The sequence below is a fragment of the Mycolicibacterium austroafricanum genome (assembly GCF_902705885.1).
In the GTDB taxonomy this organism is placed as follows: domain Bacteria; phylum Actinomycetota; class Actinomycetes; order Mycobacteriales; family Mycobacteriaceae; genus Mycobacterium; species Mycobacterium vanbaalenii_A.
Window position 1 is genome coordinate 15,267 of sequence record NZ_CACSIP010000042.1, and the last position, 12,587, is coordinate 27,853.

11 protein-coding genes are annotated in these 12,587 nt (G+C 69.6%); 2 read left to right on the forward strand and 9 right to left on the reverse strand.

Annotated elements, in window-relative coordinates; genetic code table 11:
• Window positions 1-3: 3 nt before the first annotated feature.
• The 9 genes from murD to BEMPMBAN_RS24365 all read right to left on the reverse strand — a co-directional run bounded on the left by murD (window position 4) and on the right by BEMPMBAN_RS24365 (window position 10,970).
• Window positions 4-1,479: a UDP-N-acetylmuramoyl-L-alanine--D-glutamate ligase gene (gene murD / locus BEMPMBAN_RS24325; protein WP_200846105.1), complete on the reverse strand. Its 1,476-nt coding sequence runs from the start codon at window positions 1,477-1,479 to the stop codon at window positions 4-6.
• Window positions 1,472-2,551 carry a phospho-N-acetylmuramoyl-pentapeptide-transferase gene (gene mraY / locus BEMPMBAN_RS24330; protein WP_159233830.1) on the reverse strand — a complete coding sequence of 360 codons (1,080 nt, stop codon included), beginning with the start codon at window positions 2,549-2,551 and terminating at the stop codon, window positions 1,472-1,474. The genes murD and mraY overlap by 8 nt, the downstream gene beginning before the upstream one ends.
• On the reverse strand, window positions 2,548-4,059 hold the full coding sequence (locus tag BEMPMBAN_RS24335; protein ID WP_159233831.1) for a UDP-N-acetylmuramoyl-tripeptide--D-alanyl-D-alanine ligase: 1,512 nt from the start codon (window positions 4,057-4,059) through the stop codon (window positions 2,548-2,550). Before BEMPMBAN_RS24335 ends, mraY begins: the two co-directional genes overlap by 4 nt.
• Window positions 4,056-5,624, reverse strand: a complete 1,569-nt coding sequence (locus BEMPMBAN_RS24340) for a UDP-N-acetylmuramoyl-L-alanyl-D-glutamate--2,6-diaminopimelate ligase (RefSeq protein WP_159233832.1) — start codon at window positions 5,622-5,624, stop codon at window positions 4,056-4,058. Before BEMPMBAN_RS24340 ends, BEMPMBAN_RS24335 begins: the two co-directional genes overlap by 4 nt.
• A 52-nt stretch (window positions 5,625-5,676) precedes the next feature.
• Window positions 5,677-7,644 carry a peptidoglycan D,D-transpeptidase FtsI family protein gene (locus tag BEMPMBAN_RS24345; protein WP_159233833.1) on the reverse strand — a complete coding sequence of 656 codons (1,968 nt, stop codon included), beginning with the start codon at window positions 7,642-7,644 and terminating at the stop codon, window positions 5,677-5,679.
• Window positions 7,641-8,708 carry a cell division protein FtsL gene (ftsL, locus tag BEMPMBAN_RS24350; RefSeq protein WP_200846106.1) on the reverse strand — a complete coding sequence of 356 codons (1,068 nt, stop codon included), beginning with the start codon at window positions 8,706-8,708 and terminating at the stop codon, window positions 7,641-7,643. Before ftsL ends, BEMPMBAN_RS24345 begins: the two co-directional genes overlap by 4 nt.
• Window positions 8,705-9,862 carry a 16S rRNA (cytosine(1402)-N(4))-methyltransferase RsmH gene (rsmH, locus tag BEMPMBAN_RS24355; RefSeq protein ID WP_159233834.1) on the reverse strand — a complete coding sequence of 386 codons (1,158 nt, stop codon included), beginning with the start codon at window positions 9,860-9,862 and terminating at the stop codon, window positions 8,705-8,707. The genes ftsL and rsmH overlap by 4 nt, the downstream gene beginning before the upstream one ends.
• On the reverse strand, window positions 9,837-10,271 hold the full coding sequence (locus BEMPMBAN_RS24360) for a division/cell wall cluster transcriptional repressor MraZ (protein ID WP_159233835.1): 435 nt from the start codon (window positions 10,269-10,271) through the stop codon (window positions 9,837-9,839). The genes rsmH and BEMPMBAN_RS24360 overlap by 26 nt, the downstream gene beginning before the upstream one ends.
• Window positions 10,272-10,571: 300 nt before the next feature.
• Window positions 10,572-10,970, reverse strand: coding sequence for an SCO2097 family morphological protein (locus tag BEMPMBAN_RS24365; RefSeq protein WP_159233836.1), 399 nt, complete (start codon window positions 10,968-10,970; stop codon window positions 10,572-10,574).
• Between the two features lie 248 nt (window positions 10,971-11,218).
• Here BEMPMBAN_RS24365 and BEMPMBAN_RS24370 point away from each other — a divergent pair, with 248 nt between their 5' ends.
• Together BEMPMBAN_RS24370 and BEMPMBAN_RS24375 are read left to right on the forward strand one after the other, a co-directional pair.
• Window positions 11,219-11,788, forward strand: a complete 570-nt coding sequence (locus tag BEMPMBAN_RS24370; protein WP_200846108.1) for a GNAT family N-acetyltransferase — start codon at window positions 11,219-11,221, stop codon at window positions 11,786-11,788.
• A gap of 46 nt (window positions 11,789-11,834) precedes the next feature.
• Window positions 11,835-12,524 carry an LppM family (lipo)protein gene (locus BEMPMBAN_RS24375; protein ID WP_159233837.1) on the forward strand — a complete coding sequence of 230 codons (690 nt, stop codon included), beginning with the start codon at window positions 11,835-11,837 and terminating at the stop codon, window positions 12,522-12,524.
• The last annotated feature ends 63 nt before the right edge of the window (window positions 12,525-12,587 follow it).

Here is a 12,587-nt window from a genome sequence, read left to right on the forward strand (position 1 = left end):
GGGTTACCCGAGCGCGGCGCGGACGGCCGCGGCGAACGAGTCTCCGCGGTGGCCGTAGCCGCTGAACTGATCGAACGAAGCGCCTGCCGGGGCGAGCAGCACGGTGTCCCCCGGCCGGGCCAGGCCTCGGGCGGCCTCGACGACAGCGGTCATCACCGCGTCTGCCATCGGTCGACCACCAACATCGACTACTCGAGTCACATGAGTAACACCTGACCCAATTGAATCAGCTTTCACAGGCACCCCAGAATCCTCTCCTGCCACTAGCTCCACGACGGGGACATCCGGTGCGTGTCGCGATAACGCCTCACCGACGACCGCCCGGTCCCGGCCGATCAGCACCGCACCGGCCAGCCGATCGGCTGTCGCCGCGACCATCTCGTCGACCGAGGCGCCCTTGAGCAGCCCCCCGGCCACCCACACCACCCGGGGATAGGCGCTGACCGAGGCCTGCGCGGCGTGCGGGTTGGTGGCCTTGGAATCGTCGACGTAGGTGACGCCGTCGGCGACGGCGACGGTCTCGGCGCGGTGCCGGCCCACCCGGAACGTCGCGAGCGCGTCGGCGATCGCCGTGGCCGGCACGTCGACCGCACGGGCCAGGCAGGCGGCGGCCAGCGCGTTGAGCACGCCCACCGGGCCCGCCGCCGTGATGCTGTCCACGTCGGCCAGCACCAGTCCGTGCGCGAACGCGTTGTCCACCAAGGCGCCGTCACGCACCCCGACCTCACCCGGTCCGGGCTTCCCCGACCGGAAACCCACCTTCATCGGAGCCGGCGCCGCGTCCAGCAGCGCGGCCGCGGTGGCGTCGTCCAGCCCACCGACAGCCACCGCCCCGGTCAGCGCACGGGCTTTGGCCTGCGCGTATGCCTGCATCGAGCCGTGCCAGTCCAAGTGGTCCTCGGCGATGTTGAGCACTGCCCCTGCGGTCGGGCGCAACGACGGCGCCCAGTGCAACTGGAAGCTGGACAGCTCGACGGCGAACACGTCGGCCGGCTGATCGAGTACGTCGAGTACCGGTTCGCCGATGTTGCCGCACAACGCCGCGCGGATTCCCGCCGCCTCGAGCATGGCGAACAGCATCGACGTCGTCGTGGTCTTGCCGTTGGTGCCGGTGACCACCAGCCACTGCCGTGGCGCGCCGTACCGGCCCGATTGGTCCAGCCGCCAGGCAAGTTCCACGTCACCCCAGATCGGGACGCCCGCGGCGGCCGCTGCCGCCAGCACCGGCGCGGTGGCCGGGAACCCGGGGCTGGTGACCACGAGCTCGAAGCCGGTCATCTGCTCGACGGCCGCCGCCGAGTCCAGCACCGCGACACCCTGCTGGGCGAACGAGGTCAGCGCCGTCGGGCTGTCATCGGTGAGCGTCGCCCGCACCCCCAGCGGAGCGAGCACGGTGAGCACGGCGCGGCCGGTGACACCGGCGCCCGCCACCAGGACCCGGGAGCCGCCCGACAGACCCGGGCCGACGTCCTCAAGCACCAACGGTGGTCAACCACTCGCTGTAGAAGAGCGCCACCCCGAGACCGCACGCGATCGCCGTCAGCAGCCAGAAACGAATGATCACCGTGGTCTCGGCCCAGCCCACCAGCTCGAAATGGTGATGGAACGGCGCCATCCGGAACACCCTGCGTCCGGTGGTGCGGAAGGCCATGATCTGCACGACCACCGAGGTCACCTCGGCGACGAACAGCGCACCGAGCACCACGGCGAGCATCTCGGTCCGGCTGGTGACCGACAGGCCGGCGATGATGCCGCCCAAGGCCAGCGAGCCCGTGTCACCCATGAAGATCTTGGCCGGCGCGGCGTTCCACCACAGGAACCCGATGCACGCCCCCGCGGTGGCCGCCGCGACGATCGCGAGGTCGAGGGGATCACGCACGTTGTAACAACCCACCCCGGGGCTGGTTGCGCAGGCATTGCGGAATTGCCAGAACGTGATGAGCACGTAGGCGGCACACACCATCGCCATCGCTCCGGCCGCCAGTCCGTCCAGCCCGTCGGTGAAGTTCACCGCGTTCGACCACGCGCTGACGATCACCACGCAGAACAGCACGAAGATGGCGGGCGCCAGCGTGACCGTCGCGATCTCGCGCACGTAGGAGAGCTCGGCGCTGCCCGGGGTCAATCCGTCGGCGTTGCGGAACTGCAGGGCCAGCACGCCGAACAGCACGGCGGCGACGAGGATCCCCACGGTCTTGGCGGTCTTGTTCAATCCGAGGTTGCGGGCGCGCCGGATCTTGATCATGTCGTCGGCGAACCCGACGGCGCCCAGCGCCGTCACCAGCCCGAGCACCAGCAGCCCGGACGCCGACGGGCCCTTGCCGTCGATCAGCACGCCCACCAGATGGGTGCCCAGATAGCTGGCCCAGATGCCGGCGATGATCGCCACGCCGCCCATCGACGGGGTGCCGCGCTTCTTGTGGTGGCTCGGCGGGCCGTCCTCACGGATCTCGTGACCGAAGCCCTGCCGGGTGAACACCCTGATCAGCACCGGCGTCAGAAGTATCGACACCGCCAGCGCGATCGCGACTGCGATGAGTATCTGCCTCATCGATCGCCCTCCCCGGCACCGGGGACATCGGCCACCAGCGCATCGGCCAGCGCTCCCAGCCCGGCAGCGTTGGACGCCTTCACCAGCACCACATCACCGGCCCGAAGCTCGGCACGCAGCAGGTCCAGGGCGGCGTCGGCGTCGGCGACCGCGGTGGCCTCGGCTCCCCACGATCCCTCCATGACCGCCCCGTTGAGCATGGCGCTCATAGGCCTCCCGGTTCCGACGACGATGAGTCGTGACACATCTAATCGCACCGCCAGTCTTCCGATGCGGTCATGCTCGGTTATCGCGTCGTCGCCGAGTTCGGCCATCCCTCCCAATACCGCCCAGGTTCGGCGTTTGGGCGCCCCACCCCGGCTCATCCACGCCAGCGCCTTGAGGCCGGCGCGCATCGACTCGGGGTTGGCGTTGTAGGCGTCGTTGATGACCGTGACACCGTCGCTGCGGGTGCAGACCTGCATGCGCTGCCGGGAGGCCGGGCCCGCGGCGGCGAGCGCGGCGGACACCTGTTGCAGGTCGGCGCCACACTCCAGTGCGACGGCCGCCGCGCACAGCGCGTTGGACACCTGATGATCGCCGTGCACGGCGAGGGAGACAGGGACCCGGGCACCGCCGGCGTGCAGCGTGAACCGGGGCCGGGCCAACTCGTCGAGGGTGGCGTCGCCGGCCCACAGGTCCGCACCGGGCGAGCGCGAGACCCGCACCACGCGTGCCGCGGTGGTCTCGGCCATCGCCGCCACCATCGGGTCGTCGGCGTTGAGGATCACCACTCCCGAAGCCGGAACTGCTTGGGGCAGCTCAGATTTGGTGGCGGCGATCACTTCGCGCGATCCGAACTCGCCGAGGTGGGCGGTGCCGACGTTCAGCACCACGCCGATCGACGGCGGAGCGATGCGGGCCAGTGCGGCGATGTTGCCCGGATGCCGCGCCGACATCTCCAGCACCAGGTAATCAGTGGATCGAGTGGCCCGCAGCACCGTCCACGGGTGACCGAGTTCGTTGTTGAACGAACCCGGCGGGGCGATCACCTCCCCCAAGGGCGCGAGCACTGCGGCGATCAGATCCTTGGTCGACGTCTTACCTGACGAACCGGTGATGCCGACGATCGTCAGCCCGCCCGCCGTCAGCTCCGCGGCGACGGCGGCCGCGAGCTTGGCCAGCGCCGCGAGCACCGCGGCACCGGAGCCGTCGGCGTCGTGCTCGAGGACACCGGAGATGCCGGGGGACGCGCCCGTCGGTTCGACCGGCTCCATGACGATCGCGGGCACACCGACCGGGCGGGCCGACAGCACCGCCACCGCGCCCGCTGCGATCGCCGCCGCCGCGAAGTCGTGCCCGTCGGAACGCTCACCAGGCAACGCCAGGAACATCCCGCCCGGCGTCACGGCACGTGAGTCGAACTCGACGGTGCCGGTGACGTACGTGGTAGCGGCCTCGTCGGCGTCGAGGCCGTCGAGGCGGCCCCCGACGATCTCGGCGATCCGGGCCAGCGACAGCTCGATCATGCGTCCGGCTCCGCATCGTCAGGCGCCCGGTGCGGGGACGTCAGGGCCTCCAGTGCACCGGCCAGCTCGTCGCGGTCGTCGAACGGGCGAGTCCGGCCCCGGCTGGTCTGGCCCGCCTCGTGTCCCTTCCCTGCGATCAGCACGATGTCGCCGGGTCTGGCCCAGGCCACCGCATGATCGATCGCCCGGCGCCGATCCCCGATCTCCACGACCTCGGCTCGACCGGCGGCTCCGACTGTGCTTGCGCCCTTCATGATCGCCGCACGGATGGCCGCCGGGTCCTCGTCGCGCGGATTGTCGTCGGTCACCACCACCAGGTCGGCCAGTTCGCCCGCCACCTCCCCCATCGGTTCGCGCTTGCCCCGGTCACGGTTACCGCCGGCGCCGAAAACCACGGCGAGCCGGCCCTCACCCTGTCGGCGCAGGGTGTGCAGCACCGCCCGCAACGCACCGGGCTTGTGCGCGTAGTCGACAAGGGCGAGGAACGGCTGCCCACGGTGCACCGCCTCCAGACGGCCCGGCACCGTGGCAGTTCGAAGTCCCGGCGCCGCCTGCTCGGGTGACACGTCGACGGCGTCGAGCAGCGCCACTGCCAGCAGCCCGTTGGCCACGTTGTATCCGCCCGGCAGTCCGATCTGCAATCCGTGATGGACACCGGCCGGATCCACGGCAAAAAAGTCCTGGGAGCCGCCCTCGCCGGGGGTGATCGCGTCGACGGCCCAGTCGGCCGGTTGGGTCACGCTCACCGTCACCACGCGGTGAGCCCGCTTCGCCATCGCGCGGCCCCACTCGTCGTCGATGCATACCACCGACACCTCGGCGTGGGTCGGCGCCTGAGGGTCGAACAGTCGCGCCTTGGCCTCGAAGTAATCCTCCATCGACTGGTGGAAGTCCAGATGGTCACGGGACAGGTTGGTGAACCCGCCGACCGCGAACGACACGCCGTCGACGCGGCCCAGGGTGAGCGCGTGGCTGGACACCTCCATCACGACGGTGTCCACCCCCTGCTCGACCATCACCGCCAGCAGCGCCTGCAGGTCCGGAGCTTCCGGGGTGGTCAGCCCGCTCGGCTGGTCGCGGCCACCGATGCGCACACCGACGGTGCCGATCAACCCGGCCACCCGGCCGGCCGCTTGCAGGCCTGCCTCGACCAGATACGCCGTCGTGGTCTTGCCGGAGGTGCCGGTGACCCCGATGACGCGCAGGTGTTGTGACGGGTGGCCGTACACAGCGGCCGCCACCTCCCCGAGCACCGCCCGCGGCGTCGGGTGTACCAGCACCGGAACTCCCAGCGCACCGTCCGGGCCGGCGACCTGCGCCACACCTTCCTGATCGGTCAGCACCGCGACCGCGCCGCGGGCGACCGCGTCGGCGGCGAACCGGGCACCGTGCGCCGTCGCCCCGGGTAACGCCGCGAACAGATCACCGGGCTGGGCGTCCTGCCCGCGAAGGGTCACGCCGGTGACCCGGAGAGCGGACGTCGACGGGCCCAGGGACAGACCGGCCACCAGATCGGCCACCGCGACGAGCGGCAGACCGACAGGATGTGAGGGGCGCAGATTCATGGCCTTGACACAGTACCGGCCTCGTTGTTCGGCTCAGCCGGCCTGAAGTGGCTCACCCAGCCTGGAGGGTAAGCGGCGCACCCGGATCCGCCGACAGCGGAACGTTCTCCCGTTGCAACAACCAGGATGCGATCTCGTGGAACAGCGGAGCACCCGACGATCCGGGCGAGCCGTCGGCGGCTCGGTGCGGAGCGTCGAGCATCACACCGACCACGTAGCGCGGGTCGTCGGCCGGCGCCATCCCTGCGAAGGTGATCCAGTAGACGTCGTCGTAGTAGCAGCCGCAGCCCGGGTTGATCTGCTGGGCGGTACCGGTCTTGCCGGCGATCTGGTACCCATCGACCGCGGCCTGCGGGCCGGTGCCCTGCTGGATGCCACGCGGGTCACGCTGCACGACCGAGCGGAACATGTCGCGCACGGTACGGGCGGTCTCCGCCGACACCACCCGCACGCCGTCGGGCCTGGGTTCCTCGGTGCGGGTGCTGTCGGACGCGACCGTCGCCTTGACGATCCGGGGCGGGATGCGCACCCCGTCGTTGGCGATGGCCTGGTACATCCCGGTCATCTGCAGCAGAGTCATCGAAAGCCCCTGGCCGATCGGCAGGTTGGAGAAGGTGCTGCCGGACCACTGGTCGATCGGGGGAACCAGACCGGCACTCTCACCGGGGAGGCCCACATCGGTGCGCTGGCCCAGGCCGAACTTGCGCAGCATGTCCGCATACCGTTCCGGCCCGATGCGTTGGGCCAGCATCAGCGTGCCGACGTTGGAGGATTTTCCGAACACGCCGGTCGTGGTGTACGGCATCACCCCGTGGTCCCACGCGTCGCCGACCGTGACCCCGCCCATGTTGATCGACCCGGGCACCTGCAGCACCTCGTCGGGGTTGGACAGCCCGAACTCGATCACCGACGCCGCGGTGACGATCTTGTTCACCGAGCCAGGCTCGAACGGCGAGGACACCGACAGGTTGCCCAGCTCGCGCTCCTGCTGGCGGCTGAGCTCCTGGGAGGGGTCGAACGTGTTGTCGTTCGACATGGCCAGCACCTCACCGGTTTTGGCGTCCAGGACGACGGCCGAGGCGTTCTTGGCACCGGACCGGTCCTTGGCCAGCTGCACCTGCTGCTGCACGTAGAACTGGATGTCGTCGTCGATGGTCAGCACCACGTTCGACCCGTTCACCGCGTCGTGGCGGTTGCGGTAGCTACCCGGGATCACCACCCCGTCAGAGCCGCGGTCGTAGGTGACCGAACCGTCGGTGCCGGCCAGCACCGAGTCCAGCGAATCCTCCAGGCCGAGCAGGCCGTGCCCGTCCCAGTCGATGCCGCCGACGATGTTGGCCGCCAGCACCCCGCCCGGATACTGGCGCAGGTCCTGACGCTCCGAGCCGACCTCGGGGAACTCGCTGGTGATGGCCTCGGCGATCGCAGGATCGACGGCCCGGGCGAGGTAGACGAAGGTCTCGTTGCTGCGCAGCTTCTTGAGCACGGTGGCACTGTCCGGCTTGTTGCCCAGCCGGGAGGCCACCTCGGCAGCGATGTCGCGCAGCCGCTCGTTCGGGTCAGGTGCATCAGAGCCCTGCTGCTGCGCCTTCTGGGCCGCTTCCTCCAACTCCTTGCGCACCTTGACCGGCTGGAACGTCAACGCGCGCGCCTCGATGGTGAACGCCAGTTTGTCGTTGTTGCGGTCGACGATCGCGCCGCGCAGCGCTGCGTCGATATCGGTGACCTTCAGCTGACCCGCCGCCTCGGCGCGCAGCCCCTCGGCGCGTGGCACCTGCAGGGTGAACAACTGGGCCGCGGCCACCACCAGCAGCAGGAAGATCGCCGCGTTGCCGGCGCGGTGCCGGAACACGAAAGATGCGCTGCGCAGCCCGTTCTGGGGCGCTGCCTGCCGGGAGCGCCGCGCTCTGGCCGAGCGCTCCTGGCTGGGCGGTGTCTTCGGCGCTCTGGCCGAGCCCGCCGGTCGTGCGGACTTGCCCGACGTGGTCCCGCGCTCCCGCCGACCTGGCTCGCGGGTCATGCCGGCGGTCCCGGCAGCGGCGCCNCGGGTGCGAGTTGTTCAGCGCCCACCGGGGCGCCCGGCGCGGTCGCGACCCCCGGCTGCTGGGGCAACGGACCGGCACGCAGCGGCTCGGCCGGCTGGTAGACCGGTGGCTCCACCCCGGTGGCCGGTGCCGCCGGCGGCATCGCGGGCATGGGCCCCGGCAACTGCTGCCCGGACACGACGTGCGGCACCTCGGCACCCGGCGGTGCCGCCAGCGGTACCCCGGGCGCGGCCGCCGGAGGTACCCCGGGCGCGGCCGGGACGGGTAGCGCCGCCCCGGGTACTTCGGGGCGGGCGGCGGGGATCCGCACCGGCACCTCGAGCGGTTCGACCACTCGCTGCGCGGGCGGCGCCGGGACCGGATCGGGCAGTGGGGTGTTCAGCGGCGGGGGCGGCACCCCTTCGGCGGGCTTGGGGGTACCGACGACAACCCAGTTGCCCGCCGGATCCTGCACGAGGTGCGCGGTGTCGCGGGACGGGATCATGCCCAGTTCCCGCGCGGCCTCGGCCAGTGCCGGGGCGGCCTGGGCTTCGAGGACGTCGCGTTCGAGAGCCTCTTTCTGTTGCATCAGAGCCTGATTGACCTGGCGGGCATTGCCGAGCTGGTAGGAACGCTCGGCGGCGTCGGTGGACAACCACAGCGTCACGCCCAGACCGGTGCCCAGGGCGGCGATGATCAGGACGACGAACGGAACCCGTGCGACCAGCGTGCGGGGACGAAGGTCTGTCGAGGCGAGCCTGATCAGAATCCGCTGGCGCAGCGGAGTGCGAACAACCTTGGGCGCCTTGGCCTTGCGGGCCTTGGAGCGCGCTTTGGCCTGGCTGGCATTCTTCGGCCGCGCCGGGTTGGTCGCCGGACGCCGTACCGGGCTGGTCTGCGGCACCGAGCGCTGCGGGCGAACCTCGTGCTCGCGTGTCGGCTTGCGCCTGCGCGGGGGCGCGTCGGCCATCCGCTTCGTCTCGCGCGCCGACCCGCGAGCACCTCGCTTGGGGGCCTTCTTCTTCGACGCAGCGTCGCGTCCAGGCCGCTTTTCCTTCATCGCTGCTGATTCCCCCCCACTCGTTGCAGCGCACGCAGCCGAACCGGGGCGCTTCGCGGATTGCGTTCTGTCTCGTCGGACCCGGCCCGTTCGGCGCCGCGCGTCAGTGTGACGAATTCGGGCTCGTACCCGGGCAGTTCGACCGGCAGTCCTGGTGGTGTCCGGGACGCGGTTGCCGCGGCGAACTCGGTCTTGACGATCCGGTCCTCCAGCGACTGGTAGGCCATCACGACGATCCGGCCTCCCGGGCGCAGCGCCGCCATCGCCACCGGGAGGGCGGTGCGCAGCGACTCCAGCTCGGCGTTGACCGCGATGCGCAGCGCCTGGAAGGTCCGCTTCGCCGGGTGCCCCCCGGTGCGCCGTGCCGGGGCCGGAATCGCTTGGTAGAGCAGCTCGACCAGCTCACCGGTCCTGGAGAACGGGGTGACGGCGCGACGCCGCACGATGTGACGGGCGATGCGGCCGGCGAAGCGCTCCTCGCCGAACTCACGGAGCAGTCGCGTCAGGGCTTTCTCGTCGAACGTGTTCAGGATGTCGGCGGCCGTCAGATCGGCTTCCGGCCCCTCCCGCATGCCCATCCGCATGTCCAGCGGCGCGTCCGTCGAGTAGGAGAAGCCGCGCTCCGGCCGGTCGAGCTGCATCGATGACACGCCCAGGTCGAACAGGATCCCGTCGATGCCGGTGTCACCGACGGTCGTGTCGTTGATGACGGTGGCCATGTCGTCGTAGCGGGCGTGCACCAACGTCACCCGGTCGGCGAACGGCGCGAGACGGTTGCCGGCGATCTTCAGGGCATCGGGGTCGCGGTCCAGGCCGATCAGCCGCAGACCGGGAAACTGGGTGAGGAATCGTTCGGCATGCCCCCCGGCGCCGAGGGTGGCATCCACCAGGGTGGCACCTGTCCCGTCGGAGTCCGTTCGGGTCAGCGCCGGGGCGAGCAACTCGACGCACCGGTCGAGCAACACCGGGATATGGGGCTCGTCATCCACCATCGCAGCACCCTGTGGGGTTGGAGCGGCCCCTGCAGTGAGGTCCCTGCCCGAGTGCGCGAACCTGACGTCGGGGAAGTACGTCAGGGCCGGGTCGGGCAGAGGCCACACTGCACGGGCCTGCGGGCCAGTGGCCAGATCAGAGAATGTCGCCGAGTGCTTCATCGCTGGCCGCGGAGAAGTTCTCTTCGTGAAGTTCCTGGTAGTCGTGCCATGCCTGGGCGTCCCAGATCTCCAGGAACCCGATCGAACCGGTCACCACGCAGTCCTTGGAGAGGTTTGCGTAGCGGCGATGTTCTGCGGAGAGCGTGATGCGGCCTTGGGCATCGGGGTACTGCTCGTCGGTGCTCGCTGCCAGGTTGCGCAGGTAAGCACGCGCCTGCGGGTTGCCCCGCTTGGCCTTGCCGGAAATGTCAGCGACCATCGCCTCGAACTCCGCACGCGGATGGACAGCCAGGCTGTGATCTTGGCTCTTGGTGACCATCAACCCTCCTGCCAGTGCGTCTCGGAACTTGGCGGGCAACGTCAGCCGCCCCTTGTCGTCGAGCCGTGGTGTGTAGGTGCCGAAGAACATCTCGCCACCTCGCAGACCTCGCTCGAGTCTCGCTCAACGGAACCCCGGTCGCTCCGTTGTCCGCCACTTTACCCCACAATCCCCCACCTTGCGCCAAATCTTGCCCTGCATTTCCCTCCAGCCCCCACGATCCACCCTCGTTGCGCGGGACAGCACGCACCGATGACCGGTTCATCGGCATCCGGAGGGCAGAAAATCACAGCTCACAGCGCTATGACCGACCTCGGGCGTCAGGTGGGGCGCAGTGGGGCAAAAAAGAAGGGGCAGCCCTTACGGACTGCCCCTGACTCGGAGAGACGTTTACTCGTCGAAGCGCCGGCGGAACCGGTCTTCCATGCGGCTGGTGAACGAGCCGCCACCCTTGGCACGCTTCTGGCGGGGGGCCGCGGTGTCGGCAGGCGCTGCGCCCTTTCCGCTGGTACGGGGCCCGGTGATGGCAAAAACCACACCGCCGAACATGATGATGAAGCCGAACACCGACAGGATCGGGAAGCTCCCGATCATGGTGGCCTTGAACGCCACACCCGACACGAGCATCGCCAGACCGGCGACGAAGAGCGCGGCACCCTGCAGGCGACGGCGTGTCGAGGGTGTCCGCAGATTTCCACCACGAACGCTTGACGCGAACTTGGGGTCCTCGGCATAAAGCGCGCTCTCGATCTGGTCGAGCATGCGCTGCTCATGATCGGAGAGTGGCATTCGTCCCTCCCTTTGCCGTGGGGTCGTCGCTGTCGTTCGAAAGTGAGTGTGCGCATGTGACTGCGCACTTAACAGTAATGATACGAGGTGAATCTGACCCGTACCACCTTGTTCGTAGGCCGATTCTATGACGTGCGCCGCCGCTGGAACCCAGCACCTCGCTCACCGGATAATGGTGGCGTCACACATTTCACCCACCGGGAGGTATCAGATCGTTGACAACCCTCATCGATCTGTCGCCCAGCGATATGGCGCATCGGCTCAGCGACGCGCTGGCGGTGTACGTCGACGCGATGCGATACCCCCGGGGCACCGAGGATCAGCGAGCGTCGATGTGGCTCGAACACACCCGCAGGCGGGGCTGGAAGGCCGTCGCTGCCATCGATGACTCCGCGGCCCTCGACGGCAACGACGGTGCCGGCACAGGCGCGCTGACCGCGGCACCCATGGTCGGCGTCGCCTACGGCTACTGCGGCGCCCCGGACCAATGGTGGCAGCAGCAGGTCGTCGCCGGGCTGCGACGCAACGGCGCCGATCAGGCGGACATCGCCAATCTGATGACCAGCTATTTCGAGCTCACCGAGCTCCACATCCACCCGCGTGCCCAGGGCCGCGGGCTGGGCGAGGCGCTGATCCGGCGGCTGCTCGACAACCGCGGCGAGCAGCACGTCCTGCTGTCCACCCCGGAGATCAACGGGGAGGCCAACCGCGCCTGGCGGCTGTATCGCCGGCTCGGCTTCACCGACGTGATACGCAGCTACTACTTCGCGGGCGATCCTCGGGCTTTCGCAATCCTGGGACGCTCGTTGCCGCTGTAGCGCTCCACACGGCGCCCCGACGCGCCTCGTCTGGCACGATGACCAGGTGCCGACCCGTCACCGCACCCGCAAGCGCTTCCTCGCGTTGTTTTTGCTGCTGTTGGTGACGGCACCCTCAATGATCGGGTGCGTCCGGATCAGGACGTCCCTCACGGTGTCGCCGGATGACCGGGTGTCGGGCCAGATCATCGCGGCGGCGATCGCCCGCGACGGCGACGACAAGGGCCCGCAGCTGCTCAACAGCCTGCCGTTCGCGCAGAAGGTCGCCGTGTCCGAGTACAGCCGAGACGACTACGTCGGATCCCAGGCGGTGTTCTCGGACCTCACGTTCGCCGAACTCCCCCAGTTGGCGAGCATGAACCGGGACGCTGCCGGCGTCGACATCTCGCTGCGGCGAGCCGGCGACCTGGTGATCCTGGAAGGCCGCGCCGATCTGACCTCGCTGAGCGATCCGGACGCCGACGTGTCGCTGAGCGTGTCGTTCCCCGGCGAGGTGACCTCGACCAACGGTGACCAGATCGCCGCCGAGATCGTCGAATGGGAACTGCAGCCCGGAGTGGTCAGCACGATGAATGCTCAGGCCCGTTACACCGACCCCAGCGCGCGCTCGTTCACCGTCGCCGCCATCTGGCTCGGGGTCGCATCGTTCATCGTCGCCGGCATCATCGGGGCGCTCGCCTACACCACCCGGGACAGCTCGTCGCGCCCCGGCGAAGAACCCGCCGACGCGCAGTAGCTGCGCAGACCGCACCACACTGGCAACCTGACTTGCTACAACTTCATTCTCAGGCTCTACTCT